This window comes from Cutibacterium sp. LaCa_286, assembly GCF_057198075.1.
In genome coordinates, this window is the sequence record NZ_CP191091.1 from 733,858 (window position 1) to 759,778 (window position 25,921).

The window sequence follows — 25,921 nt, forward strand, 5'->3', positions numbered from 1 at the left end:
GCGAATTGAGCACGGACTACTACGAGGTCCTGGGCGTCCCGCGGGATGCCAGTGCCGAGCAGATCAAGAAGGCATATCGCCGCAAGGCGATGAAACTGCACCCCGATGTCGCCGGACCGGGCTCGGAGGATGAGTTCAAGCTGGTTCAGGAGGCCTACGAGGTGCTCCAGGACCCGCAGAAGCGGGCCGTCTTCGACCGAGGCGGTGACCCCAACTCCCGTGGCGGCGGGTTCGATGGCTTCAGCAGTGGTGGATTCGATTTCACCAATCTGGTCGACGCCATGTTCGGCGATGCCAGCCCGTTCGGCGGATCCAGCCGTGGACCACGCTCCCGAACCCGGCGCGGACAGGACGCTCTGGTGCGGTTGCGCCTCACCCTTGCCGAGGCCGTCTTCGGCATCACCAAACCGTTGGACGTCGACACCGCAGTGGTGTGTCCCACATGTCAGGGCAACGGCTCCCAGGACGGTTCGCAACCCACGACCTGTGAGAACTGCAAGGGTTCCGGTGAGGTCATCTCGGTGCAGCGTTCCTTCCTGGGCAACATTCGCACCGCTCAGCCCTGCCCAGTCTGTCGCGGTTTCGGCACGGTCATCCCCCATCCCTGCCAGGAGTGCTCCGGTGAGGGGCGGGTACGCACCACTCGCACGATCAATGTGCGCATTCCAGCAGGTGTGGCCGATGGCAACCGCATCCACCTGGAGTCCCAGGGGGAGGTCGGCCCCGGTGGTGGCCCGGCTGGTGATCTCTACGTGGAGCTCACCGTGGCCAGGCATGACGTGTTCCGTCGCAATGGGCAGAACCTCGAGATGACGATCTCGGTGCCCATGACGGCCGCTGCCCTGGGGACAACCATTCCGGTACGTACCCTCGAGGCCGATCGTGACGACATGGACAAGGCCCTGGGCAGCGTCGATCTGGACATACCCGCCGGCACCCAGTCCGGGACCAAGGTGACGATTGAGGAACGCGGTGTGCCACGCCTGCGGGCATCCGGACGCGGCGATCTCGTCGTCGAGGTCATCGTCCAGACCCCGACCAAGCTCGATCACGAGCAGGAGGAACTGCTGCATCGGCTTGCCGAGATGCGCGAGGAGACCAGCCCGGCCGTGTCCGTGCACTCCTCCTCGGGGGGCAAGAAGGTGTTCTCCCGGCTGCGTGAGGCCTTCGGCGGATGAGTGACGCCTGCTTCATCGCAGATCTGGGCCCTGCCACGTCGGGTGACCAGCCTCTGGCCGTCGGCGACCTCGTGGAGATCACGGGATCCGAGGCCCATCATGCTGCCGTGGTGCGACGCATCGAGGTCGGGGAGTCCGTCCTGGTCACCAATGGCCAGGGACTCGCAGTACGTGGGCCGGTCGTGGGCGTCGCAAAGCGGTGTGTGCAGGTGCGTGTCGCGCAGACCCTGCGATCCGCCGAGCATGCGCACCGCTGGGTGGCCGTGCAAGCCCTGGCCAAGGGGGATCGCGCGGATCGTGCCGTGGAGACCCTCACCGAGATGGGCGTGGACGAGATCATCGCCTGGCAGGCCTCCCGATCCATTTCACGGTGGTCGGCGGACAAACGTGACAAAGGGGTGGCCAAATGGCAGGCCACCGCCCGTGAGGCGACCAAACAGTCGCGCAGGTTCACGATCCCCCCAGTGCGCTTTGCCACCACCAAGCAGATCTGCCAACGTATCCGCAAGGTCGAGCGCACCTTCATCCTGCACGAATCAGCTGACGCCCTGATCGATCCCAGCCAGATTCCTGCTGGGGGAGAGGTCATGCTCATCGTCGGCCCCGAGGGCGGCATCAGTCCCGACGAGCTGGATGCCTTCGTTGACGCTGGCGCGCTCCCAGTCCTCGTCTCCGACGGGGTGCTGCGTACCTCGACGGCTGGTGTGGTCGGACTGGCCCAGCTGAGGATCCTCGCGGAGGACTGAGCGGCTGAAGCCTTGTGAGGTGAGCAGGTGTGCATGACACCTGGTTCAGGCACACCCGAACATGGTGCTCGGCACTCGTTGAGGGCGCCGCGTCAATTCTCGCAGAAAAACCGTCTCACGGTTCCACGGTGATCGTGATGGGTCCGCCCCTGGTGACGATGTCGAAGGGTCGGGGTACGATGATGGGGATGTCGAGAGGTCGGTGTACGACCCGGCCCCGGCGTCAACCGGGGCCAGAGCCGTGGTTTCTCAGTCGCTCGAGTGATGTCCTCGACTCACACTCGCGACGACGGGCAACGTCCGCAGTCTCACTTCTTCTTGGACTTCTTCGCAGCGGTCGCGATGGCGAGCAGGCCGCCGGCGTAGCCGACGTTGCGCACGAACTCGTCGATCTGCTGCGCACGGGCGTCACCCTCGTAGTTCCAGAAGGGATGGCCGGCAAGGGTGGTCGGCACGAGCTGCAGGGCAAGAATGGTGGCAGCGGTGCGCGGCTTGATCCCCAGCACCATGGCTGCGGAGGCGGCAACCATCGTGCAACCGTTGATCTTGGCGAGCAGGGCCGGCTCGACGTCGCTCAGCTGTGACTTGACCTGCTGGGGGAGGGAGTCAATGAACTCCTCGATGATCCCGGTGAGCTGGTCGGCGTTCTGTGCGGCATTGAGGCCACCCCTGACCATGGGGGCGGCAGCGGCGGCGCGGGCGACAAATTTGAACAAGGACATGTGGACTCCTCCTGCGGTGACAATGCTGTGGTTCCATCGTGCCACGCGACGTGCGTGATGATGCGGGCGTTCAGAACTGCGCTGACAGAGCAGGAATGGTCTGCGCAGCAGTCCTGTGCTGCTCCGCCACGATTGCGCTCAACCATGCGGTGATGTCATGACGTTCCTCATCATTCAATGTCGCGATGGCATCCAGATATTCCATGCCGTCACCAGAGGCCGCCCCGAACTTGCGGATGATATGTGCCGGAGCTGGCCCGTCGGCAACCGTCAGCGTGGCCAGCAACTTCGCACGATTGTCGACGAGCTCCTGACGTTCCGGGGTGTCTGGCCTCACCTTCTCGATGAGACGGCCCAGTCGCTTGATTCGTTCGGCACGCGCCGAGGCCAGGCAGTCCAGGGCACCAGCCAGGATGGCGTCGCCGTACTCGAGTCGGGTGAGGAAGAGTCGTCGCACTTGGCGGTACCACGATTCCAGGGCCGACAGGTTTCCCAGATAGGTGATGTTCTTGGCGAGGACGGCTGCCAATTTGCGGTACGAAGCTGCCTCCACCGGCCGATTCACCCCCGAAGGGGTCTCGGGCAGTACGAGCATGCCGTCATCGGGCACATCCGCTCGCAACACGGCGCCGGCCCCGACGACGGTCCCGAAGCCAGTCCTCACCGGGCCGACCGCTCCACCCTGGCCGCCCAGGAAGATCGGGGGCTGGTCGAGCAGTACCCCGCGCGGCACGTCGCCGAACAGGGAGGCCGTGGTCTTGTCGCCGTCCGGGGTGAAGTTGAAGTGAATGTACGACGACCCCACCTCGGAGTGGTCGGAACGCGAGGTACCGCCGGTGAGCATGGCGTCACAGAAGTTGATGAGGCTGCCCAGTGTGGCGAACGGGAAGAGGATCGTCTGTTTGAGCCCGACGGTGTGTGCACCGTTGGCCTGCTCCTCCAGCAGACATCCGCTGCGCACATGCGCTCCCGAGCCCATAGAGGCCCCATCCAGGAAAACGGCATCCTGGGCAAACCCGCCCTTGAGCTCGACGTTCCTACCCAGCCGGCAGTTCTCGATCGTCATCGGGGTTTCGGCCCCGAGGATCGACCCGGACGAGATGACGGTACGAGAACCACGAATCCGGCACCCCGGATGGATGACGACACCCTCGGCACTGATGAGGTCGGGATCGACGTCGTCGGTGATGTCGACGGTGCTGGGATTGGGGATCTCGACCCCCTTGGCGATGAGCGCCTCGACGGTTGCAGCTCCACGATTGTCCATCAGTCGTCCTTTCCGGGCCGAGATGTGTGATGGGTCCAGCGTATCCGCGTCCACCCAATGTGTGCCTGACGTCTGAATGCCCACTGGGAATCGGCGTCCCGGCACCGATCAGGCGGCACCGATCGGGGGTGTGCGATGAACGGGCGTGTCGATGAATGGGGGCAGTGGGATGGGGCCACCTTCGCTGGTCGGGCGGCGAGTATCACGACCGTGTGTGCCGGTCGGACGCCCGGGAACCGTGGCTGTTGGGTCGTGGTGCTGGGGAGTCCTCGGGTTGGACGGTGTCGTCGCTGGCAGTGACCTTGACCGAGCCCGTGCGTTCGCGTGCCAGGACGAGCCATCCGGCCACGATGACCAGCGCCATTCCGCCGATCTGCCAACTGGTGAGGCGTTGGTGCAGGATGACCAGCCCGGCCAGGGCAGCGAGCATCGGTTCGAAACCGACGATGATGCCGTAGACCTTGGTGCTGATGCGGCGCAGGGCGTACATCTCGAAGCTGTACGGCAGGGCGGAACTGAGGATGGCGACGGTCAGCCCCAGGAGCAGCGTCGTTGGGTGCAGCAGGTTCGCCCCCGCCTGCGCGATGCCGAGGGGCAGTTGGATGAGGGTGCACAGCACCATGGCGAACCACAGCCCCTCGAGCTGACGCCAGGCACCTCCCACTCGCTGCGCCGCTTTGGCGTACAACGCCCAACACAGTCCGGCGAGCAGCGCCATGCCGATACCGAACAGGCTCAACTGGCTCCAGCGCGCGCCGATGGCTCCCGAGACGCCAGCAACGCCGAGCAGAGCCATGATGATGGCGACGACGTCGCGCCACGACCTGCTCCCCAGAGCAGCTAGGGTGAGCGGGCCCAGGAACTCGATGGTGACGGCCACACCGTAGGGCAGATGCCCCAGGGCGAAGTAGAACGACGTGTTCATACCGCCCAGACACAGCCCCAGGATGATGACGTTGATCCAGTCGGTGCGGCTGTGACCACGTAGCCGTGGGCGAGCGACGGGGGCGATGAGGAGCGTTGCGATCGTGATTCGCAACGCCACGGTGCCCATTGGGCCGACCTGGGGGGGATGAGGGTTGCTGCGACGGCACCGCCCAGTTGGACCGACAGTGCTGTGGCGAGCATGAGAAGCACACCGAGATTCACCATTCGGAGTTTAGTGTTGTGCGCCACACGACGGCAGCCGCCCCCTCGGCGGGTGGGTCATGGTGTCATTCCTGCAAGAATGGCTGCCATGACATTTGGCTTCCAGGTGACCTCACGGCTGGACAACGGGTTGGGGCGTACCGGCATCATCCACACTCCGCACGGCGACATCGCGACCCCGGCGTTCATCGTCGTGGGCACCAAGGCCAGCGTCAAGGCACTCACCCCCGACCAGCTCACCGATCTGGGTGCCCAGGCCGTGCTGGCCAATGCCTACCACCTCTTCCTGCAGCCTGGACCCGATCTGGTGGACGAGGCCGGGGGAGTGGGTCAGTTCATGGCCTGGGATGGCCCCACCTTCACCGACTCCGGAGGGTTCCAGGTGCTGAGCCTGGGGGCCGGGTTCAAGAAGACCCTCGCCATGGACGTCTCCCAGCTCACCGAGGCCGACGTCATCGCGGCCGATCGGGACCGCAAGGCCATGGTCGACGATGACGGCGTCACCTTCCGCAGCCCGCTCAATGGCGACCTGCACCGGTTCACCCCGGAGGTCTCGATGTCGATCCAGCACCGGCTGGGGGCCGACGTCATGATGGCCTTTGACGAGCTCACGACCCTGTTCAACACCCGCGCCTACCAGGAGGAGGCCTTGGAACGCACCCGGCGGTGGGCCGAGCGGTGCTTGACCGAGCATCGACGTCTGAGCGCCGAGCGTGCCGAGCGTCCCTACCAGGCCCTCTACGGCGTCATTCAGGGAGCCCAGTACGAGGACCTGCGTCGCAGGGCCTGCCGCGATCTCTCGTCGATGACGGTCGACGGGCAGCGCTTCGACGGGTTTGGTATCGGTGGGGCCATCGAGAAGGCCAATCTCGGCACGATCGTCGGCTGGTGTGCCGACGAGTTGCCGGAGGATCGTCCCCGTCACCTGCTCGGCATCTCCGAACCCGACGATCTCTTCGCCGCGTGTCGGGCCGGTGCCGACACCTTCGACTGCGTCAACCCCTCCCGGGTGGCGCGCAATGCCGCCATCTACACCGCCGACGGACGCTACAACGTCAACACCGCGCCGTTTCGTCACGATTTCAGGCCACTGGAACCGGGATGTGACTGCTACACCTGCACCCATGTCACCCGCGCCTACCTGCACCACCTCTTCAAGGCCAGGGAGCTGCTCGCCAACACCTTGGCGACGATCCACAACGAACGGTGGACGGTACGTCTGGTCGACGGCATCCGTGCCGCCATGGCCAATGGCGAACTCGACGATTTCGAGGCAGAGTTCATGGGCCGATGGAATGCCTACGGTGGACGTCTGGTGCCAACAGCACGATGATGTCTTTCGGAGATTCATCCCAGGATGAATTATCCCATTTCTTCTGGCTTTCTTTTAGTATTCATACGTCTTCTTCCTCGATGACTCATGCGATGTCACAGGATTCTGATGCGAGGGACTTTGATGCTTGCTTCTTTGAGCTGGGGATTTGCTGCCCAGCAATTTTGACAGATATTAAGAATGTGATTTCTGGATAATTTCTCAATTCAGAGTATTTCTATGATATCGTCGCTCGTGATGACCATCCATGTGAATGTAACCAGTGGAATTGATGATGCTGTGAGGAGCCAATGAGCCTGCTGCAAACTGTGGATCTGTGTCGATCATTTGGTGAGATACGAGCTGTCGATCAGCTGTCGATGACGGTGCGTTCGGCAGTGATGACAGGTTTCGTCGGGGCCAACGGTGCAGGCAAGACGACGACGATGCGAATGGTGGTCGGCGTCCTGGAACCCACCAGTGGGCAGGTGTTGTGGGACGGCCACTCCATCACCACCCGAGTACGCCGTCAGATCGGCTACATGCCCGAGGAACGTGGCTTGTACCTCAAGCAACCCGTCATCGACCAACTGGTCTACCTGGGAACGCTCAAGGGGTACACCACGAATCGAGTACGCGTCCAGGTCATGGAGTACCTGGAGCGGTTCGGCCTGGCCGATCGGGCCAAGGACAAGCTCACCGAACTCTCGCTGGGCAACCAGCAGCGCGTCCAAGTCATTGCGGCCCTGCTCGGTGAGCCAGTGGCCCTCGTCCTCGACGAACCCTTCTCCGGCTTGGATCCGGTTGCCGTCGATGCGATGGCCGCCATTCTCTCCGAAGTCACCAGTACTGGTGTTCCGGTACTCTTCAGCTCCCATCAGCTCGACCTCGTCGAGCGACTGTGTGACGACCTCGTCATCCTGTCCCACGGCAGGATCGTTGCCCAGGGCAGCACCGACGAGCTGCGTCGATCTGGTCCGGAACGGCACCGTCTCGTGGCCACCTCCGACGTGGACTGGGTGCATGGCCTCGCCGGTGTCAAGGTTGTCGAGCAGCAGGGGGCACGTGCCATCCTGGAGTTCACCGATCCAGCGGCTAGGGACCGAGTCGTCGCCGAGGCACTGTCGCACGGTGGGTTGGAGGAATTCGCTGCCATCGTGCCCACCGTCGCCGAGATCTACCGAGGAGTGGCCTCATGAGCAACAACGCAACGAGCAGTGCACGGCGGGACGGTGTGGGATCCGACGGGGTTGCAGGCACGTCGTCGATGTGGTGGACGGTGGCCAGACGTGAGATGAGTGTGAAGATCCGCGACAGGTCGCTGCTCGTCTCCCTCATCATCGTTCTGGTCATCGTGGCGGTCTCGGTGGGAGTCTCGTTGATCACATCGGGTACCTCGGATGACAAGCCCACCTCGGTTGCCGTGACGGATGATGCCGGCGCAGCCATCGTCGCCCAGGCGCAGAAGATGGCACAGCAGACCGGTGAGAGGCAGATCCTCGAGACAGTGCGGACGACCTCGCTGGAACAGGGGCGGGAGGTCGTCACCGATGAGAAGGCGAAGTTGGTGCTCCACCACGAGGATGGGACGTGGCACCTGGAGTCCGGTGATGAACCCCCGTCGGTCACCAGTGGTGCAGGCCAGCTCATTGCCAAGGCCGTCGAGGCGCGGGCCACCGCGGACTTGGCGCAGAAGGCAGGTGTTGACCCGCAGCAGGCAGTGGCGGATGGCACGGTTCTACCGGGAACGGTGGACCCAGGCCAGGCCGACAACTGGTGCGACACCGTCGCCACGTTCATGGGCGTGGGCTTCGCTGTCGTCTACATGTTTACCATGATGTTCTTCGGCAACGGCATCGCAGCTTCCGTGGTGGAGGAGAAGCAGTCCCGGATCGTCGAGATCCTGCTTGCCTGCATCCCAGCCCGTCAGTTGTTGGCCGGCAAGATCATCGGAAACACGATCCTCGCGGCAGGACTCATGTTGATCCTGCTCGTCCTGGGGTGTGTCGGGGTGTCGTTCACCCCAGCTGCCGACCTGCTCGGCACCATTGCTGTTCCGACGGCATGGTTCATCGTCTTCTTCATCGTTGGATTTCTGTCCCTGGCCTGCCTGTGGGCAGCTACCGGTGCACTCGCATCACGTACCGAGGACTTGCAATCCACCTCGATGCCACTGGTCATGATCGTCATGATTGCCTACGTCTTCGGCATTCAGGCCGTGCAGAATCATGGCATCTCGGCCGTGGTGGCCAGTTACGTCCCGGTGGCCTCCGCCATTGCGATGCCCACCCGGGTGGCCACCGGTGGAGCTGCGTGGTGGGAGGTCGTCGTCTCCATACTCATCTCGGTGCTGTTCTCCGCCCTGACGATCTGGGGTGGGGAGCGTATCTACCGTCGTTCGGTGCTCAAGACCGGTGGAAAGGTCAAGTTGCGCGTGGCATGGCGCAGCACCGACGTCGTCGCCTGATCCTTCAGCCCGGCGCAGCCAGCCAATACGTCTGGTGGGTCCGGCCTCTCAGCGCTGCATCGTCTGCTCGGACGCCCCAGTCTGCTCGGCCAGCCGTGCCTGGTAGCTCGGTTCGTGCTTCTTGATGACCCCGATCACCCGGCGCGTCACGGGGATGAAGGCGTACTCGACGAGGGTCTTCCACAGAAAACCGAAGAAGGCGTAGTTGAGCCACTGGCCGAAGCTGGAGATGCCCACCACCGGGGCGGCGATGGTGCAGAAGATGACGGTGTCGACGAGCTCGCCCACGCCGGTGGAGCTCATGAGACGCCCGATGAGGCCGCGTTCGAGCCAGCGACCCTTCATTCGCGTCATGATGAACGAGTTCGTGAGTTGACCGCACACGAATCCGCACAGTCCGGCGGCGACGATCTGCCAGACGGGCCCCAGGGCCCCGGCGATCTGGGCGTCGTGCATGCGGGAGTAGTCGTCGTCGAATCCGGGCAGGGCGATGATGACCCAGAAACACAGCACCGCCATCAGGGCCATGATGAATCCCATGGCGATGGCACGACGGGCAGCCTTCATGCCGTACACCTCGGTGGTGATGTCACCCAGGACGTAGGCGAGCGGAAAGAGGAAGAAGCCACCGTCGGTGGTGATCGGGCCGAGTTGCACGCCCTTGGAACCACCGATGTTGCTGATGATCACGGTGACGCACATCATTGCCAGGATGATGTCGAAGTAGCCGGAGCCACGATCGGCGTACACGGCAGTTCTCGGGGTACGAGTGGTCTCGTTGGTTGTCACGCCAGAGCATTTTAGGCCCCGCGGCCTGACATCGGTGAATGCACTCCTCAGGGCCATTCCCGGCGCTTTTCGGGGCAATCCGGCATGACGCCGAGGACGTTCCCGCGCCTTGGTGCTCACGGGCTCTGCTGGGTTCGCCGGGCTGGCGGGTGGTGCTGCTATCGTCGATCTCACCGCACACCTGAGGAGGAGTCATGACCGTCGCCACGAGCGAACTCGGCATCAAGCCGCAGGCCGAGCTGTATCCCGAGATCGAGCCCTACGACACCCGGATGTTGGATCTGGGCGATGGCCAGCAGATCTACGTCGAGCAGTGCGGCAATCCCGAGGGCAAACCGGTGATCTTCCTGCATGGTGGCCCCGGTGGCGGTGGTGGCACCGAGCGTCGTCGCTTCTTCGATCCGCAGGCCTACCGGATCGTCGTCATCGACCAGCGTGGCTGTGGCCTGTCCACCCCGCACATCGCCTCGGCCCAGACACCAGCCGACATGGCGACCAACACGACGTGGAATCTCGTCGACGACTGCGAACGGGTGCGCACGGCACTTGGCATCGACACATGGCAGGTGTTCGGCGGTTCATGGGGTTCGTGTCTGGCCCTGGCCTATGCCGAGACCCATCCCGAGGCGGTGAGCGAGCTCGTGCTGCGCGGCATCTTCACCCTGCGCCAGAACGAGCTGGACTGGTACTACAACAAAGGTGCCTCCAACGTCTTCCCGGACCTGTGGGCCAAGTTCTGCGAGCCACTGCGCCGCGCCGGCCATGACTTCTCCCAGGACAACATCTCGGCCTACTACGACCTGCTGTGGGACCCGAGCCCGGCCGTCCACGGACCGGCAGCCGTGGCATGGACGAGCTGGGAGGCTGCGACGACGACGCTGGGATACCAGCAGTCCCACGTTGACGAGATGGCTGATCCCGAGTACGCCCTGGCCTTCGCCCGCATCGAGAACCACTACTTCGTCAACCACGGATTCATGACGGAGGGCCAGCTCATCCGCAACGCGAATCTGTTGGCAGACATCCCGACGGTCATCGTCCAGGGCCGCTACGACATGTGCTGCCCGGCGACCACGGCGGTGGATCTCAAACGTGCCCTGCCGACGGCAGACCTGCGCATCGTCATGGCCGGCCACTCCGCCTTCGAGCCGCTCATCACGTCCGAATTGGTCAAGGTGTGTGACGAGTTCGCCGGGCGGTGAAGATGACAACGCCACCCAATTCCATGCGGGTGGACATGGCCTTGATCACATCGGGCATCCTCAGCCTCTGAGGTTCTCGGGTGAAAAACAGTGTGCAACATTCAGGTGCTCGGGCCATCCCCAGCTCCGAACTGCACGCTGCGCCATCCGCCCGCACAGGTCCGCGATGATCGGTGTCAGCGTGCCATGTGCTGCGGTCCATGACCAGCGGTACACCATCGCACCCCTGGCCATGTCGCTGCGTTGATCCAGGCGGTCTCGACGAAGCGAGTCCAGGGACAGCTCGGTCAGCTGAAGTGTTGCCGCCGTCCCCGCCAGGCCGATCATCGGTTCATCGGCCAGCCACGAACCTGCATGACGGGAACCAGCCAGGAATCCGTCGCGCACGGCAGCGACGAACTCTGTGGGAACTCCCACGAGACCATCACAACTGGCCCACGGCATCACCAGATTGACGACGTCGACTGCCGGGTGGTGAACGGAGGCTGCTTCGTAGTCGACGAATCTGGCGTGATCGGTGATGAGCACATTGCCGGGACGTGGATCGGCCTGGGTGACGACCTCTGCAGCCTCACCCCCACGTAGTGTCGCGAACATCTCGAGTTCGGCATCGTTGGGCACGTCGAGTCCCAGTGCCGCGCACAGTGTCGTCAGGCCACGCGCTGGCAGACGAGGAGAGGCTGGCCCGCCCGCTGAACGTGTCTGTGGGTCGAGGCGACGGATGGCGTCCTGAAATGCGACGACCCTGTCGCGTGTCGGGCGATCAGAAGTTTCCTGCCTCGATGCCGCCATCACAGTCGCTGTCGCCCGTCCCCACATCTCGGCGGCGGCCAGCGCGGCCGAGGGGTCGTTGCCTGCCAGAATGGTTCCCAGACTCGTGCCTGGCACATCCTCCATGACCACCACGCCCAGGTCCTGGTCGCCCGCGTAGCACAGTGGTGCATTCGCCAGACTGCGCAACCCGGCAATCTCCCGGACGATCCCCAACCCGCCGGAGTTGTGTGACATGGCCTTGGAGTGAAAGCACTTGGCGATCACGGTGCGGGCACCGCCAGTGGCCGTTGTCGAACCGTCCACCCAGCAGCGGGCCACCGAGGTGCGCATCCCCGTACCGAGCGTCTGCGCCACCGACAGCTCACTGCCCAGGACATATGCGGCATCGTCGATCCAACCCATGCCCATACGTGCCTCCATCCCGTGCTCGCCGGTTCTCATGCGTTCACGACCCAAGCTGCCCGGTTGCTCCGTCTGAAACTGTACGTCCGCCGATGTGCCAGATCTCGGACGTCTCGTCATGGTCGGGTGGGATGCTCGGGTTCTCGACGCTGTACGGTACTCGACTACAGTTGAAGGGTATCTGGCACGCGAGCACCCATGGAGATTGTCCTGAGCACCACAACACCCAACGCACCTGCCACTCGCGTTTTCACCGTTCCCGCCGGTGTCCCCATGATCGGTCTGGTTGGCCCCAGTGACGAATTCCTGCGTCGGCTGGAGGACGATCTGGACGCGGAGATCCTGGTACGTGGCAATGAGGTCCGTCTGTCCGGTTCCCCGGATCATGTGAGTGAGGCCACCGAGGTCCTCACCGAGATGGTGACGATTCTGCGCACCGGGCATTCACTGCGCATCGATGACGTCGATCGCATCGTCACCATGACCCGCAAGGGCGAGGCCCCGGCGCAGGTGATGACGGCCGACATCATCAGCCATCACGGCCACGTCATCCGCCCCAAGACTCGCAACCAGAAGCGTTACGTCGACGCCATGGATGCCAACACCATCGTCTTCGGGATTGGCCCGGCCGGCACCGGGAAGACGTATCTGGCCATGGCCAAGGCGGTGCAGGCACTGCATGCCAAGAAGGTGAGCCGGATCATCCTCACTCGTCCAGCAGTGGAGGCCGGCGAGAAGATGGGGTTCCTGCCCGGTACCCTCACCGAGAAGATCGACCCGTACCTGCGTCCGCTCCATGACGCGCTGCGTGACATGGTGGGTTCGGACGCCGTCCCCAGGCTCATGGATTCGGGTACCGTCGAGGTGGCTCCGTTGGCGTACATGCGTGGTCGTACCCTCAACGACGCCTTCGTCATCCTCGACGAGGCCCAGAACACCTCGCCACAGCAGATGAAGATGTTCCTCACCCGACTGGGGTTTGGGTCGAAGATCGTCGTCACCGGAGACATCACCCAGACCGACCTGCCCGGTTCGATGCAGTCGGGCCTGCGAGTGGTACGGGGAATCCTGGACGGTGTCGACGACATCGCCTTCTGCAATCTCACCAGCACCGACGTGGTACGCCACGAACTGGTGGGACGTATCGTCGCCGCCTACGACCACTACGATGCACAGAAGATGGAACATGACTCGGGGAGCAGAGGTCCGGGCAGGGTCATCGCAGATGCCAGGACCCACATGGCAACCATCACCGAGCGTCAGTCCGGCACCACGCACCTGCGGACCAGTGAGGACGGGGACCACGCAACCCCCAGGAGGAATGCATGATCGACATCATCAATGAATCCGACCAGAAGGTTGACGAACAGCGACTGGTGGGTCTGGCGACCTTTGCCCTGGACTGGTTGCGGATCCATCCCAGTGCCGAACTGTCGATCCTTCTCGTCGATGAGACGGCCATGTCGGCCTACCACGAGAAGTTCATGGGGCTTCCCGGCCCGACCGACGTGCTGAGTTTCCCCATGGACGAGCTTCGTGTCCCGGCCGACGGACAGACACCACCCACCGGGGTGCTCGGCGACATCGTCATGTGCCCTACCGTCACTGCCCGCCAGGCTCCCGAGAACGGTCGTACCCCCGACGGTGAGGCGGAGTACCTGCTCATCCACGGTCTGCTGCACCTGTTGGGCCACGACCATGCCGAGCCCGAGGAGAAACGCATCATGTTCGGCCTCAACGACGAGATCATCGCCGCCTGGGACGAACACCGTCAGGCGAGTGGCCAATGACCCAGAATCAGTGGATCGACCTCGTCCTGGCACTGCTGTTCGCGATCATCGCGAGTCTGTGTGCCAATGCCGAAGCTGCCCTGGACCATCTGTCGCACAGTAGGGCCGTGGAACTCGCCGAGGACGGCAGAGCCTCCCATCGCCGGTTGATCGACATGACCTCCGACCCGGCTCCCTACGTCAATGCCTCGACACTGCTGCGCACCTGTGCCGAGATTGCCTCGGTGCTGTTGGTGGCCGTCGTCATCTTCGGACAGTTCGACGCCGTGTGGCAGCAGGTCCTGGTGAGCGGGGCGATCATGGTCGCGGTGAGCTTCCTCATGTGGGGTGTCACCCCACGGACCCTGGGCAAGCAGCACGACGTCAAGGTGTGCATGTTCTGGTCACGTCTGTGGGCCGGGATGGCAACCGTCCTGGCCCCGGTGGCGCAGGTGCTCATCCTGGTGGGAAATGCCGTGACCCCCGGGAAGGGTTTTGCCGACGGACCATTCACCACGGAGTCGGAACTGCGCGAAATGGTTGACTACGCGGAGTCCAGCGACCTCATCGAGGCCGACGAACGCGACATGATCCATTCGGTGTTCGACCTGGGTGACACCCTGCTCAAGGAAGTCATGGTTCCGCGCACCGACGTCGTCTTCATCAAGGCAGACAGGAATCTGCGTCAGGCCCTTTCCCTGGCGCTGCGGTCCGGATTCTCCCGCATCCCGGTCATCGGTGCGGGGTTGGACGACGTCCAGGGGGTGCTGTACCTCAAGGACATCGTCAAGCGGCTGCAGGACAAGCCGGACGCCGATCGCAGTGAGACCGTGTCGTCCATCATGCGCCCTGCGGTGTTTTCCCCGGACTCCCGCCCGGTCGACGGGGTGCTCAAGGACATGCAGATGGCCCGCAACCACATCACCGTCGTCGTGGATGAGTTCGGCGGGACGGCGGGACTTGCCACCATCGAGGACATCCTGGAGGAGATCGTCGGCGAGATCGTCGACGAGTACGATCCCGAGCCCACCCAGACCGAGCAGCTCGAGGACGGGGTGTTCCGGGTGCCGACTCGCATGCAGGTCGATGATCTGGGCAAGCTCTTCGACCTCGACGTCGACGACGACGACGTCGAGACGGTCGGTGGTCTGGTCGCCAAGGAACTTTCCGTGGTTCCCATCGCCGGGTCCTCCATCGTGTGGGAGGGTTTGCAGATCACTGCCGACAAGACCACGGGACGACGTCACCAGGTGGCCACGTACGTCGTGCGCCGGGCACCCGAGGACAGCATGGAACAGGAGAACGACGATGACCGATGAGCAGATGCCGTCCTTGGCCGATCTCATGGATGGCGACGAGGAGGGCCTCAGCGACGTCGACTACGTCGCGGCACGGGTCGCCGAGGCCACCACCCCCGGTTTCCACTCCGGGTTCATGTGCCTGGTGGGCCGTCCCAATGCCGGCAAGTCGACGCTGACGAATGCCTTGGTCGGCTCCAAGATCGCCATTTCGAGTTCCAAGCCGCAGACCACTCGCCACGTCATCCGTGGCGTGGTGAGCACGGCGCAGGCCCAACTCGTCCTCATCGACACCCCCGGTCTGCACAAACCGCGTACCCTGCTGGGCGAACGGCTCAACGACCTCGTTTTCGACACCTGGTCGCAGGTGGACGTCATCGGGGTGTGCCTGCCGTCCAACCAGCGCATCGGGCCGGGCGACGCCTACCTCGTTTCCCAGATCGCCGAACTTGCCCACCGGCCCACACTCATCGCCCTGGCCACGAAATCCGATCTGGTGAGCTCGGGGCGGATGGCCGAGCACCTTGCCTCGATCACCGAGCTGGAGCAGCAGACCGGCGTGACGTTCGCCGAGATCGTGCCGTGCTCGGCCCTGGAGGGAAGCCAGGTCGACGAGGTGCGTGACATCGTCATCGACCTGTTGCCGGAGGGGCCGGCGTACTATCCCGATGGCGAGATCACCGATGAGCCCACCGAGACGCTGGTGGCCGAGCTCATTCGTGAGGCGGCCTTGGAGGATCTGCGTGACGAGTTGCCGCACTCGGTGGCGGTGGAGATCGTCGAGATGGGCAACCGGGAGGGACGTCCGCAGGATCGCCCGCTGCTGGACGTCGTGGCCAACATCGTCGTGGAGCGCAATTCCCAGAAGGGCATCCTCATCGGCGCCAAGGGTTCACACATTCGCGAGGTCGGCACTCGGGCCCGCAGCCACATCTCGGCCCTGCTGGGCACCCCCGTGCATCTGGACCTTCAGGTCAAGGTGCTGGAGGACTGGCAGTCCGACCCCAGGTACCTCAATCGGCTGGGATTCTGAATCGGGGTGCGGACAGCTCAATGCCGTGAGCTGGCCCCGACGTCCCTCGAGCAGAACAGGCCGAACCGCTGGGCAACCGGGGTTCTTGGATGACGCACATGCCGGGGTCAGCACTCACTTGCCGACAGCACTCAGCGTCGTTCGTCCGCGCTCCCGGCGACCTCGTTGGGGATGGCCCCTCCGAACCGGCGGTCGCGGGAGGCGTACTCGACGACGGCCTCCCACAGATCGCGGCGGTCGACGTCGGGCCACAACTTGTCGGAGAACACCATTTCGGAATACGCGTTCTGCCAGAGCAGGAAGTTGGAGAGTCGCTGCTCGCCCGACGATCGCCAGAACAGGTCGACGTCGGGAATCTCGGGCTCGTCGAGGTGGGTGCGGAAGGTCTTCTCCGAGATGTGGTCGGGGTCGATCCGGCCCTCGGCGGCCTGACGGGCGATCTCACGCGTGGCGTCGACGATCTCGGCGCGTCCCCCGTAGTTGACGCAGAACTGCAGGGTGAGCACCGTGTTGTCGGCGCTCTGCTCCTGGGCCTGCGTCAGCTCCCTGATGACGGACTTCCACAGTTTCGGGCGGCGTCCGGCCCACCGGATCCGTACCCCCAGGGCGTCGAGCTGGTCGCGGCGGCGGTGGATGACGTCGCGATTGAAGCCCATGAGCCAGCGGACCTCCTCAGGGGAGCGCTTCCAATTCTCGGTGGAGAACGCATATGCGGAGAGATACGGGATACCCATCTCGATGGCCCCTTCGATGACGTCGAAGAGGGCGAACTCCCCCCTGGCGTGCCCGTCGGTGCGTTTGAGGCCGCGCTGTTTGGCCCATCGACCATTGCCGTCCATGACGATGGCGACATGGCGGGGGATGAGTTCGGCGGGAAGTCTCGGCGGACGGGCACCCGAGGGATGGGGGGTGGGGCCGTGCTTGGCAGGACGAGAGGTCGATGGCATGGAGCCAGCCTACTTGGCCAAGGTCGGCGTCAACTGCAGCGAGGCGCGGGGTCGGTCACGCCAGGCACGGGGCAGATTCAGGCACGGGGGCGGACTGGCTGGGGCCAGAACCTCACGACCACAGGGGATCATGCGTTGTTGTGCGGCTCGGCAGATGCCGATGAGTGGTCAGCGTGGGCATGTGCATCGGCCTCTGCCGTGGCCGCAGTCGCAGCTCCGGCAGATGCCGATGAGTGGTCAGCGTGGGCATGTGCATCGGCCTCTGCCGTGGCCGCAGTCGCAGCTCCGGCAGATGCCGGATCCTCCGCAGCCACGTCCTCGGTCCCATCGTCCTGCCCGGCCTCGACGGTGAGCGTCTGCTCCTCGGACTTGTCGCGGGCCAGGACGAGCCAGCCGGCGACGATGACCAGGGCGATACCGCCGATCTGGGTGCCGGAAAGGTGCTGGTGCAGCACGATGAGGCCGGCAAGGGCTGCCACCACGGGCTCCAGACCGACGATGATCCCGTACACCTTCTGCTTGATGCGGCGCAGCGCGTACATCTCGAGGCTGTAGGGCAGTGCCGAGCTGAGAAGGGCGACTCCTGCGCCGGCGAGCAGCATCTTCGGTGCGACGAGGTTGGAGCCCGCCTGGGAGATGCCGAATGGCGTCACGCCGATGCCGATGATGAGGATGGCCCACCACAACCCCTCGACCTGCGGCCAGGTGCGTCCCACTCGCTGGGCCACATTGACGTACAGGCCCCAGAAGGCTCCGGCGGCCAGTCCCATGCCCAGTCCGAAGAGATCGAGCTGGCTCCAGTCGGCGTTGATCGCCCCGGAGACCGTTGCCACACCGGTGAGGGCGAGAAGAATGGCGATGCCGTCGCGCCATGAGCGGCTGCCCAGGGCGGCAAGGGTGAGCGGTCCGAGGAACTCCACGGTGACGGCGACACCGATGGGCAGGTGTGACAGGGCGTAGTAGATGCAGATGTTGAGACCGCCCAGGCACACGGCAAGTTCAAGGACCGAGATCCAGTCGGAGCGGGTGTGGTTGTGAATCTTGGGACGGGCCACCGGTGCCAGCAGCAGTGCTGCGATCACCATGCGCAGTGTCATGGTTCCCATCGGGCCGACGGTGGGGAAGAGAACTGCGGCGAACGTGTTTCCGAGTTGGATCGAGATGGACACTGCGAGCATGAGAAGAACACCGAAATTCACATGGGGCCATGTTAGTTGGTGGGCTCCGAGTGGCCAAAGCACTTGCCAAGCAGCGGTTGACCGACTCCTCGTGACCGGCCGTGCCCCATTGCAGCTGTTCCGGTGAAGCCCCAGATGGGTGAGCACTCCTGATGACTTGGTGAGCATTCCAGATGATCCGGTGGCGCTCCTGATGGCAAGGTGGACTGGTGGCGCGACGGTGTTGCTCCAGGACGCAGGCGGTGCGCTGGTGGTGCGGGCACATAATGGGATGCATGCCCACCTATCGTGATCGTGCCGTCGTGCTACGCACCTACAAGCTCGGTGAGGCCGACCGCATCATCTCGATGCTGTCGCGGGACCACGGAAAGATTCGTGCCGTGGCGCGAGGCGTTCGTCGCACGTCCAGCAAGTTTGGCGGACGACTCGACCCGTTCAACCACGTCGACCTGCAGCTGGTCGTCGGACGCAGTCTGGACGTCGTCTCGCAGGTGGAGACGATCACCGCATACTCACGCCCACTGCGACTGGACTACCAGTTGTTCACCGCCGCCGAGGTCATGGTGGAGACCGCCGATCGGCTGGTACCGGTGGAGAAGGAGCCCGACCCGGTCCAGTACCGTCTGTTGGCCGGTGGACTGCGCACCCTGGGTCATGGGACCCCTGACGGGCGGCGCCCTGCGGAGACCATCATGGACTCCTACCTGCTGCGAGCGTTGTCGGCAGCCGGGTACGCACCCGACCTGCAGGACTGCGTCGTGTGTGGACGTCCCGGACCGCATGCCGGATTCTCCCCGAGCCTGGGGGGAGTGGTGTGTGCGGATTGCCAGCCGCCCGCCACCCCACATCCGCGTCCAGAAACCCTTGCCTACCTTCAGGCCCTGCTGGTGGGGGACTGGCCCGCGGTTCGCGACGTGCCGATGGTGGTCATCCGTGAGGCGGCTGGCCTGGTCTCGGCCTACGTCACCTGGCATCTGGAACGGGGGTTGAGATCGTTGCCACTGCTGGAGGAGTCATGACACGGCGCTCCACGATGTGACGCGTCCGCTCAGGTCGTGTACACTTGACCAAGTTCCGTGCGGAACGTGCGGATGTAGCTCAATGGTAGAGCCCCAGTCTTCCAAACTGGCTACGCGAGTTCGATTCTCGTCATCCGCTCCAGAAGGCCCCGCAAGGGGCCTTTTCCAGTTTCCAGAGCATCCCATGTCTGCGACGTGTGGGCACCAACGAACCCACCAGTCAAGCCCGCGAACACTGAATTGTCCTGTGATGGCTGGACCCATGTGGGTACCGGGCTTGGATACCATCCACCCATCTCGCTAGAATTGCTGAGCATGTGTCCGCCCAACCGGCGGAGGAAATATCGGACCACTCAGGAGACCTTTCGTGCCCAGCACCCTCGAGCAGCTCAGCCCCACCCGGGTGAAGCTCACCATCACGATGACGTTTGATGAGCTCAAGCCCACTCTCGACCAGGCCTACAAGGACATCGCCTCCCAGGTGAGCGTTCCCGGCTTTCGCAAGGGCAAGGTTCCCGCCCCAGTGATTGACCAGCGCTTCGGCCGCGGCGCCGTGCTGCAGCAGGCCATCAACGATGCTCTCCCGGAGGCCTACAACCAGGCCATCCAGGACAACGAGATCGTTCCCCTGGGCCAGCCCGAGGTCGACGTCACCAAGCTGGAGGATGGTGAACTCGTCGAGTTCACCGCCGAGGTGGACGTGCGTCCTGACTTCGAGGTTCCCGATGCCTCCGAGGTCACCGCCGAGGTGCCGGTGCTCACCGTTGCCGACGAGGACATCGACAAGCAGGTCGAGCTGCTGCGTGAGCGCTTCGCCACCAACACCGAGGTGGATCGTGCCGCCGCCAAGGGCGACATCACCGTCATCAACCTCGAAGGCTCCAAGGATGGTGAGATCCTCGAGGACGCCACTGCCGAGGGCATCACCTACAAGGTCGGTGCCGAGGGCATGCTGGAGGGCCTTGACGACGCCGTCATCGGACTCAAGGCCGGTGAGGACGCCACCTTCCACTCCACCCTGGTCGGTGGCGCACTGCGCGGTGAGGAGGCCGACATCAAGGTCACCGTCACCAAGGTGTCAGAGCAGGAACTCCCGGAGGTTGACGAGGAGTTCGCTCAGCTCGTCAGCCAGTTCGACACCGTCGAGGAGATGCGCGCGGACCTGCGCACGTCCATGGAGAACCAGGCTCGTCTGAGCCAGGTTGCCGACGCCCGGGACAACGTCCTGGAGGCCCTGCTCGGCAAGACGTCCTTCGACCTGCCCGAGAAGGTCGTCGAGTCCCAGATCGAGGCTCGCCGCACGCAGGTCACCCAGCAGCTCGCCCAGGCCGGCCTCACGGTTGAGCAGTACCTCGAGGACTCCGAGGAGGACATCGACAACGAGGACGACTTCTGGGCAGAGATCGAGAAGCGTTCCATCGACGCCCTGCGTGCCCAGCTCATCCTGGACAAGGCTGCCGAGGACGGCGAGTTCGAGATCGAGCAGGACGACCTCACCCAGTTGCTCTTCCAGAAGGCCCAGGCCAATGGCACCTCCCCGGAGGTCGAGGCCCAGCGCATGATGGAGCAGAACCTCGTCGGTGAGTGGATGCAGGAGATTCGTCGCGGCAAGGCCCTGGCCGACATGGTCGCCAAGGCCACCGTCAAGGATTCCGATGGCACCGTCCTCGACCTTGAGCACATCGGTCCTGACGGGGCCGTCATCGAGCCGGCCGAGGACGAGAAGCCCGCTGAGGATCCTCAGCCCGACACCGCTGACGAGGCTGCCGACGCCAAGAGCTCCAAGGCTGATGACGAGGCCAAGAAGTCGAGCACCAAGGCCAAGTCGACCAAGAAGCCAGCCGCCAAGAAGACCACAACCAAGAAGTCGACCGCCAAGAAAGCCACGGCGAAGAAGACCGCGGACAAGAAGGACGTCGAGAAGGACTGATCCCTCGGCACAGTGACGCAGAATCACGGGCACTCCACAGCAGTGGGGTGCCCGTGCCGTCTCCCGGGAGAAGATGGGTTCGGTCCGGTGCGGAAATCCTCGTCAGGGAGCTGTCACTTGACGCGCTTTGGGCACTGGCTGCCACTCTGTCAGAATGAGACTGGCGTATCCGTCATGACGCATCTCTCACCGGGTCGGCCACACACGTGCGCTGGTCCCGTCCCCCTATTTCTGCAGCAGGAGAGCACATGGAATTGCCTCAGAAGCTTCGAGACCTCTGGTCAGGGACACGGATCAACGACAACGCTCGACGCCGAGAAGTGGCCCGCAGGGAACGCAAGGCCGCCGAGGACGAGGCAGTCCGCCAATCCACCGAGCAGTTCAAGAAAGAGCTGCGTGCGGAGGTCGTGGCCACCGAGGAGGCCAACCAGCGCGACATCATGAAGGCGGCCTCCGCCCTGGTGGACGCCGTCGACAAGCGTCGCGCCGATGATCCCGATGCCGTCGTCCATCGACCGCTGCCGTCGATCACCGTCGTCCTCATCACCACTGCTGCCGGTTGGTTGGTGCTCAGCCTGCTGCACGAGCTCTCCGACGTCGCTGCGCCCATGTTCTTCGCGCTCAACATGCTCATCACGGCATACCCGATCCACCGATGGATGGTGAAGCACTCCTTCCCCTCCTGGCTCGGCGCCCTCACGTCTGGGCTGACGGTACTCATCGTCCTGGCCCTGGGATTCGTCGGGATGGGGTGGTCGGTGGCCGCCACCGTCACCGAGTTGCAGAAGTACATGCCACAGATGGTGAGCACCTACGAGGAAAGCGTTCGAGGGCTGGCGAAGATCGGCTTCAGCGAGGACGCCATCGCTGAGAAGCTCAAGGGAATCGACACGAGCAAGATCATCTCGGTGACGTCCTCGGTGCTTTCCGACACCTCGAGCGTCGTCACCCTCATCGTCGTCATCCTCACAGGAATGATCTTCATGGTGATGGACACCCCGTCCATGCACCGACGCCTTGAGCTCACCGCCTTGAGCAAGCCCCGGATGGCACTGGGACTCAGTGATTTCGCCCACGGCATCCGCCGCTACTGGCTGGTGACCACTGTCTTCGGCCTCATCGTGGCGGGTTTCGACTGGGTGGCGTTGATCATCATCGGTGTGCCGCTGGCCGGGGTGTGGGCACTGTTCAGCTTCCTCACGAACTACATTCCCAACATCGGCTTCATCGTCGGATTGCTCCCCCCGGCCATGTTGGCCTTCTTCCAGGACGGTTGGGTCGCCTGCGTGGCCGTCATCGTCTCCTACAGCGTGCTCAACTTCGTCATCCAGTCGATCATCCAGCCCAAGTTCGCCGGTGACGCGGTGGGGCTCACACCGACGATGTCATTCGTCTCCCTGCTGCTGTGGGGGTGGTGCTTCGGAGCACTGGGCACACTCATCGCCCTGCCCTGCTCGCTGCTCGTGAAGTCGCTGCTGCTGGACCACGACCCCAACTCGCGGTGGGTCAACGCGCTGATCTCCAACGACCCCGAGGAGGCGGTGGGCCCGCCCGCACCGTCGAAGCATTCCTGACCTCGACTCCATGAGTTCGGCCCGGGCGTCTCGGTGACGGGACTGGACGACGGGGGTTGAGGGCTGACCGCAGTGCGTACGAGCTCGGTCCCGACCAATGCTCTCGTGCGCACGAGCCAGCTGCACGATCACCCCGGACGGCCCAGTATGAACCGGCTTGTGGCGAAATGCTGGGGTGCTCGTCGAATGTGTTGGTCTGACGCGGTAGTTTCGTAGACGTGAATGAGAAGAATGCACCCACTGCGCCGGACATGCCCCGGATGGCTGACGCCGCGTCTGCTGGAGTCGGCATGACGGACAACGTCTACCAGTCCCTGCTGCGCAACCGGATCATCTTCCTTGGCTCGGAGGTCAAGGACGAGAATGCCAACGCCCTGTGCGCGCAGATGCTCCTGCTCAATGCCGAGGACCCGAACGCTGACATCTACCTGTACATCAACTCCCCAGGTGGATCGATCTCCGCCGGCATGGCGATCTACGACACCATGGAGTGGATTTCCAACGACGTCGTCACCGTTGCCATGGGTATGGCTGCCTCCATGGGGCAGTTCCTGCTCACCGCTGGCACGAAGGGCAAGCGTTACGCCCTGCCACACGCCAAGATCCTCATGCACCAGCCGCTGGGCGGTGTGGGCGGCACTGCCACCGAGATCTCCATCAATGCGAAGTTCCTCAAGGACACCAAGCGTGAGATGGCCGAGATCAATGCCGAGCACACCGGCCAGAGCGTCGAGAAGATCATCGAGGACTCCGAGCGGGACCACTGGTTCACCGCTGCCGAGGCACTCGACTACGGCTTCATCGACCACGTCTATGCCAGCGCGGCTCATCTGAGCCAGGACGCTCCCAGCAAGTGAGGACTGACATGAATCTTTTCGACATGGCTGACTTCAACGCAGCCCAGGCGGGTGCTGCACTGCGCGAATCCGAGTCGACACCGTCCGGCACCGCGCCGATGAACCCGTCCATGGACTACTACATCCCGCAGTGGGAGGAGCGCACCTCCTACGGCGTGCGCCGGGTCGACCCCTACACCAAGCTCTTCGAGGATCGCATCATCTTCCTTGGCACCCCGGTGACCGATGACATCGCGAATGCCGTCATGGCCCAGCTGCTGTGCCTGCAGTCGATGGATCCGGAGCGCACCATCAGCATGTACATCAACTCACCCGGCGGCTCCTTCTCGGCGATGAGCGCCATCTACGACACGATGAAGTACGTGCGTCCCGACGTGCAGACCGTCTGCCTGGGAATGGCTGCCTCGGCTGCTGCCGTCCTGCTGGCTGCTGGTACCAAGGGCAAGCGGTTCGCGCTGCCGAACTCGACCATCCTCATCCACCAGCCGGCGATGGGGCAGGCCACGTACGGTCAGGCCACCGACATCGAGATCCTGGACAACGAGATCCAGCGAATTCGTCGTCTCATGGAAACCATGCTCTCCGAGGCCACCGGGCAGAGTGTGGAGCAGGTGTCCAAGGACGTCGACCGCGACAAGTACCTCACGGCACCCGAGGCCAAGGAGTACGGTCTCATTGACGAGATCTTCGGAGTGGCCTGAGAGGCCGTGATGGCCTGAGCACGTACTGAAGGTGGTGGGCACCGGAGTTGTCCACCACCTTGCGTACCCCATGCCGTGGTTTCGTCCACAGACAATTCGATATTTTTGTCCGGACCACACCGCGAGCTAAAATTCATTGAACGGTAAAAAGTATTCTTCAGTGTTCCGCGTGACGAATACATCTGATCCTGATGGGTGGAAACCGCATGTCGCGTCTGGGAGAGAGCAGTGATCTGTTCAAGTGCTCCTTCTGTGGCAAGAGTCAGAAACTCGTGAAGAAACTCATTGCCGGGCCCGGGGTGTACATCTGTGATGAGTGCATTGACCTGTGCAATGAGATCATTGAGGAGGAATTCGCCGAGTCATCCCAGACGACCTCCTTGGAGGATCTTCCTCGGCCACGGGAAATGTGCGAATTCCTCGACACCTACGTCATTGGTCAGGAACGAGCAAAACGTACTCTCTCCGTGGCGGTGTACAACCACTACAAGCGCATCCACGCCGCCACCGAGGTGTCCCACGCCCGACGTGCCGAGGACGACGACATCGAACTGGGCAAGTCGAACATCCTGCTGCTGGGACCAACCGGGTGTGGCAAGACGTACCTTGCCCAGACCTTGGCGCGCAGGCTCAATGTGCCATTCGCCATGGCGGATGCCACGGCTCTCACGGAAGCCGGGTATGTCGGTGAGGACGTGGAGAACATTCTCCTCAAACTCATCCAGGCCGCTGATTTCGACATCAAACGCGCCGAAACCGGAATCATCTACATTGACGAGATCGACAAGGTCGCCCGCAAGTCCGAGAATCCCTCCATCACCCGTGATGTGTCGGGTGAGGGCGTCCAGCAGGCCCTGCTGAAGATCCTCGAGGGGACGACTGCCTCGGTGCCGCCCCAGGGTGGACGCAAGCACCCGCACCAGGACTTCCTGCAGATTGACACGACGAACATTCTCTTCATCGTCGCGGGGGCATTCGCTGGGTTGGAGGACATCATCAACCAGCGTGTTGGGGCCCGTCCGGTCGGGTTCAACGTCGATGACGGCTGCGACGTCGTCGATGAGGACGACCTGCTCTCCCAGGCGACCCCGGAGGATCTGCACAAGTTCGGGCTCATCCCGGAGTTCATTGGGCGACTGCCCATGATCACGACGGTGGATCCGTTGGATCGGGAGGCTCTCATGAGCATTCTCACCGAGCCGTGCAATGCGCTCACTCAGCAGTTCGAGAAACTTTTCGAGCTTGATGGCGTGCAACTCGAGTTCACCGAGGAGGCCATCGGCGCGGTTGCCGACAAGGCCTTGGAACGGGGCACGGGCGCTCGTGGACTACGTGCCATCCTCGAGGAGACCCTCATGGAGGTCATGTACGAGGTGCCGTCGCGTCAGGACGTGGCACGAGTCGTCGTCACCGCAGACGCCGTGCGTGGCCTCGCTCGGTGCAAGTACTCCTCCCGGGCCCGAGTGGCCCGCGGCAGGCTGTCCGCCTGACGGACTCGGCCCCGCAGGCTGTCCGCCTGACGGATTCGATCCCGCGGGCCTTGCCTGCCCGGTGCTTGCGCGGCGTCGCCATGAACCGGGTTGGTCGCCTGGTCGTGGGGAGGAGCC

The 25,921-nt window shown here is 63.7% G+C and carries 21 protein-coding genes, 1 tRNA gene and 2 pseudogenes; 17 read left to right on the forward strand and 7 right to left on the reverse strand.

Going from position 1 to position 25,921, the window contains the following annotated elements:
- The first annotated feature begins 5 nt into the window (after positions 1-5).
- A complete protein-coding gene (gene dnaJ, locus ACP8JZ_RS03125) occupies positions 6-1,178 on the forward strand; it encodes a molecular chaperone DnaJ (protein WP_021103039.1) in 1,173 nt (390 codons plus the stop codon).
- On the forward strand, positions 1,175-1,924 hold the full coding sequence (locus tag ACP8JZ_RS03130; RefSeq protein WP_484482667.1) for a 16S rRNA (uracil(1498)-N(3))-methyltransferase: 750 nt from the start codon (positions 1,175-1,177) through the stop codon (positions 1,922-1,924). Before dnaJ ends, ACP8JZ_RS03130 begins: the two co-directional genes overlap by 4 nt.
- A gap of 308 nt (positions 1,925-2,232) precedes the next feature.
- Here the strand turns inward: ACP8JZ_RS03130 and ACP8JZ_RS03135 are convergent, their stop codons facing one another.
- The 3 genes and pseudogenes from ACP8JZ_RS03135 to ACP8JZ_RS03145 form a co-directional block, all read right to left on the reverse strand.
- Positions 2,233-2,646: a DoxX family membrane protein gene (locus ACP8JZ_RS03135; protein WP_484482668.1), complete on the reverse strand. Its 414-nt coding sequence runs from the start codon at positions 2,644-2,646 to the stop codon at positions 2,233-2,235.
- A 70-nt stretch (positions 2,647-2,716) separates the two neighbouring features.
- Positions 2,717-3,913 (reverse strand): UDP-N-acetylglucosamine pyrophosphorylase, encoded by a 1,197-nt coding sequence (locus ACP8JZ_RS03140; protein ID WP_484482669.1) that lies wholly within the window; start codon positions 3,911-3,913, stop codon positions 2,717-2,719.
- A 316-nt stretch (positions 3,914-4,229) separates the two neighbouring features.
- A pseudogene (locus tag ACP8JZ_RS03145) lies at positions 4,230-5,065 on the reverse strand (EamA family transporter); the annotation flags it as partial.
- Positions 5,066-5,150: 85 nt separating this feature from the next.
- Between ACP8JZ_RS03145 and tgt the strand changes: the two are divergent.
- The 3 genes from tgt (at position 5,151) to ACP8JZ_RS03160 (ending at position 8,841) form a co-directional block, all read left to right on the forward strand.
- A complete protein-coding gene (gene tgt, locus ACP8JZ_RS03150) occupies positions 5,151-6,395 on the forward strand; it encodes a tRNA guanosine(34) transglycosylase Tgt (RefSeq protein WP_484482670.1) in 1,245 nt (414 codons plus the stop codon).
- Between the two features lie 290 nt (positions 6,396-6,685).
- Entirely contained in the window at positions 6,686-7,573 is an 888-nt protein-coding gene (locus tag ACP8JZ_RS03155; RefSeq protein WP_021103045.1) for an ABC transporter ATP-binding protein, read from the forward strand.
- Positions 7,570-8,841 carry an ABC transporter permease gene (locus ACP8JZ_RS03160; RefSeq protein ID WP_484482671.1) on the forward strand — a complete coding sequence of 424 codons (1,272 nt, stop codon included), beginning with the start codon at positions 7,570-7,572 and terminating at the stop codon, positions 8,839-8,841. The genes ACP8JZ_RS03155 and ACP8JZ_RS03160 overlap by 4 nt, the downstream gene beginning before the upstream one ends.
- 48 nt (positions 8,842-8,889) lie before the next feature.
- On the opposite strand, the gene ACP8JZ_RS03165 is transcribed toward ACP8JZ_RS03160, so the two are convergent.
- Positions 8,890-9,630, reverse strand: a complete 741-nt coding sequence (locus ACP8JZ_RS03165; RefSeq protein WP_484482672.1) for a queuosine precursor transporter — start codon at positions 9,628-9,630, stop codon at positions 8,890-8,892.
- Positions 9,631-9,824: 194 nt separating this feature from the next.
- Here ACP8JZ_RS03165 and pip point away from each other — a divergent pair, with 194 nt between their 5' ends.
- Entirely contained in the window at positions 9,825-10,832 is a 1,008-nt protein-coding gene (gene pip, locus ACP8JZ_RS03170; RefSeq protein ID WP_484482673.1) for a prolyl aminopeptidase, read from the forward strand.
- A gap of 60 nt (positions 10,833-10,892) precedes the next feature.
- On the opposite strand, the gene ACP8JZ_RS03175 is transcribed toward pip, so the two are convergent.
- Positions 10,893-12,014: a phosphotransferase gene (locus ACP8JZ_RS03175; RefSeq protein ID WP_484482790.1), complete on the reverse strand. Its 1,122-nt coding sequence runs from the start codon at positions 12,012-12,014 to the stop codon at positions 10,893-10,895.
- Between the two features lie 192 nt (positions 12,015-12,206).
- Here ACP8JZ_RS03175 and ACP8JZ_RS03180 point away from each other — a divergent pair, with 192 nt between their 5' ends.
- The 4 genes from ACP8JZ_RS03180 to era are packed head-to-tail and all read left to right on the forward strand — an operon-like array spanning position 12,207 to position 16,108.
- On the forward strand, positions 12,207-13,337 hold the full coding sequence (locus tag ACP8JZ_RS03180; protein WP_484482674.1) for a PhoH family protein: 1,131 nt from the start codon (positions 12,207-12,209) through the stop codon (positions 13,335-13,337).
- A complete protein-coding gene (gene ybeY, locus ACP8JZ_RS03185; RefSeq protein ID WP_021103051.1) occupies positions 13,334-13,798 on the forward strand; it encodes an rRNA maturation RNase YbeY in 465 nt (154 codons plus the stop codon). Before ACP8JZ_RS03180 ends, ybeY begins: the two co-directional genes overlap by 4 nt.
- Complete coding sequence (locus ACP8JZ_RS03190; protein ID WP_021103052.1) at positions 13,795-15,096, forward strand: hemolysin family protein; 1,302 nt, start codon at positions 13,795-13,797, stop codon at positions 15,094-15,096. Before ybeY ends, ACP8JZ_RS03190 begins: the two co-directional genes overlap by 4 nt.
- The gene (gene era, locus ACP8JZ_RS03195) at positions 15,086-16,108 is read left to right on the forward strand and encodes a GTPase Era (protein ID WP_023035553.1); all 1,023 of its coding nucleotides are present in this window, start codon (positions 15,086-15,088) and stop codon (positions 16,106-16,108) included. Before ACP8JZ_RS03190 ends, era begins: the two co-directional genes overlap by 11 nt.
- Positions 16,109-16,239: 131 nt before the next feature.
- Here the strand turns inward: era and ACP8JZ_RS03200 are convergent, their stop codons facing one another.
- Entirely contained in the window at positions 16,240-16,947 is a 708-nt protein-coding gene (locus tag ACP8JZ_RS03200; RefSeq protein ID WP_484482791.1) for an isoprenyl transferase, read from the reverse strand.
- Positions 16,948-17,414: 467 nt separating this feature from the next.
- Positions 17,415-18,254, reverse strand: a pseudogene (locus tag ACP8JZ_RS03205) (EamA family transporter); the annotation flags it as partial.
- Positions 18,255-18,508: 254 nt separating this feature from the next.
- Between ACP8JZ_RS03205 and recO the strand changes: the two are divergent.
- The 7 genes from recO to clpX all read left to right on the forward strand — a co-directional run bounded on the left by recO (position 18,509) and on the right by clpX (position 25,804).
- Positions 18,509-19,252: a DNA repair protein RecO gene (gene recO / locus ACP8JZ_RS03210; RefSeq protein WP_021103056.1), complete on the forward strand. Its 744-nt coding sequence runs from the start codon at positions 18,509-18,511 to the stop codon at positions 19,250-19,252.
- 68 nt (positions 19,253-19,320) lie between these two features.
- Positions 19,321-19,394: transfer RNA gene (locus ACP8JZ_RS03215), tRNA-Gly, on the forward strand.
- A gap of 225 nt (positions 19,395-19,619) precedes the next feature.
- Complete coding sequence (gene tig, locus ACP8JZ_RS03220) at positions 19,620-21,182, forward strand: trigger factor (protein WP_484482675.1); 1,563 nt, start codon at positions 19,620-19,622, stop codon at positions 21,180-21,182.
- A gap of 248 nt (positions 21,183-21,430) precedes the next feature.
- Positions 21,431-22,756: an AI-2E family transporter gene (locus ACP8JZ_RS03225; protein WP_023035548.1), complete on the forward strand. Its 1,326-nt coding sequence runs from the start codon at positions 21,431-21,433 to the stop codon at positions 22,754-22,756.
- A 251-nt stretch (positions 22,757-23,007) separates the two neighbouring features.
- On the forward strand, positions 23,008-23,613 hold the full coding sequence (locus tag ACP8JZ_RS03230; RefSeq protein ID WP_036904039.1) for an ATP-dependent Clp protease proteolytic subunit: 606 nt from the start codon (positions 23,008-23,010) through the stop codon (positions 23,611-23,613).
- Positions 23,614-23,621: 8 nt separating this feature from the next.
- A complete protein-coding gene (locus tag ACP8JZ_RS03235; RefSeq protein ID WP_021103061.1) occupies positions 23,622-24,314 on the forward strand; it encodes an ATP-dependent Clp protease proteolytic subunit in 693 nt (230 codons plus the stop codon).
- 206 nt (positions 24,315-24,520) lie between these two features.
- Positions 24,521-25,804, forward strand: coding sequence for an ATP-dependent Clp protease ATP-binding subunit ClpX (gene clpX / locus ACP8JZ_RS03240; RefSeq protein ID WP_021105397.1), 1,284 nt, complete (start codon positions 24,521-24,523; stop codon positions 25,802-25,804).
- The last annotated feature ends 117 nt before the right edge of the window (positions 25,805-25,921 follow it).

Bases quoted from the DNA above. Each gene is read 5' to 3' on its own strand.
- ybeY (WP_021103051.1), top strand. From the start codon at position 13,334: ATGATCGACATCATCAATGAATCCGACCAGAAGGTTGACGAACAGCGA.
- ACP8JZ_RS03200 (WP_484482791.1), bottom strand. From the start codon at position 16,947: ATGGACGGCAATGGTCGATGGGCCAAACAGCGCGGCCTCAAACGCACC.
- ACP8JZ_RS03160 (WP_484482671.1), top strand. From the start codon at position 7,570: ATGAGCAACAACGCAACGAGCAGTGCACGGCGGGACGGTGTGGGATCC.
- era (WP_023035553.1), top strand. From the start codon at position 15,086: ATGACCGATGAGCAGATGCCGTCCTTGGCCGATCTCATGGATGGCGAC.
- tgt (WP_484482670.1), top strand. From the start codon at position 5,151: ATGACATTTGGCTTCCAGGTGACCTCACGGCTGGACAACGGGTTGGGG.
- ACP8JZ_RS03235 (WP_021103061.1), top strand. From the start codon at position 23,622: ATGAATCTTTTCGACATGGCTGACTTCAACGCAGCCCAGGCGGGTGCT.
- ACP8JZ_RS03155 (WP_021103045.1), top strand. From the start codon at position 6,686: ATGAGCCTGCTGCAAACTGTGGATCTGTGTCGATCATTTGGTGAGATA.
- ACP8JZ_RS03230 (WP_036904039.1), top strand. From the start codon at position 23,008: ATGCCCCGGATGGCTGACGCCGCGTCTGCTGGAGTCGGCATGACGGAC.
- ACP8JZ_RS03140 (WP_484482669.1), bottom strand. From the start codon at position 3,913: ATGGACAATCGTGGAGCTGCAACCGTCGAGGCGCTCATCGCCAAGGGG.
- ACP8JZ_RS03180 (WP_484482674.1), top strand. From the start codon at position 12,207: ATGGAGATTGTCCTGAGCACCACAACACCCAACGCACCTGCCACTCGC.
- ACP8JZ_RS03225 (WP_023035548.1), top strand. From the start codon at position 21,431: ATGGAATTGCCTCAGAAGCTTCGAGACCTCTGGTCAGGGACACGGATC.
- ACP8JZ_RS03190 (WP_021103052.1), top strand. From the start codon at position 13,795: ATGACCCAGAATCAGTGGATCGACCTCGTCCTGGCACTGCTGTTCGCG.
- ACP8JZ_RS03135 (WP_484482668.1), bottom strand. From the start codon at position 2,646: ATGTCCTTGTTCAAATTTGTCGCCCGCGCCGCCGCTGCCGCCCCCATG.
- pip (WP_484482673.1), top strand. From the start codon at position 9,825: ATGACCGTCGCCACGAGCGAACTCGGCATCAAGCCGCAGGCCGAGCTG.
- clpX (WP_021105397.1), top strand. From the start codon at position 24,521: ATGTCGCGTCTGGGAGAGAGCAGTGATCTGTTCAAGTGCTCCTTCTGT.
- recO (WP_021103056.1), top strand. From the start codon at position 18,509: ATGCCCACCTATCGTGATCGTGCCGTCGTGCTACGCACCTACAAGCTC.
- ACP8JZ_RS03175 (WP_484482790.1), bottom strand. From the start codon at position 12,014: ATGGGCATGGGTTGGATCGACGATGCCGCATATGTCCTGGGCAGTGAG.
- ACP8JZ_RS03130 (WP_484482667.1), top strand. From the start codon at position 1,175: ATGAGTGACGCCTGCTTCATCGCAGATCTGGGCCCTGCCACGTCGGGT.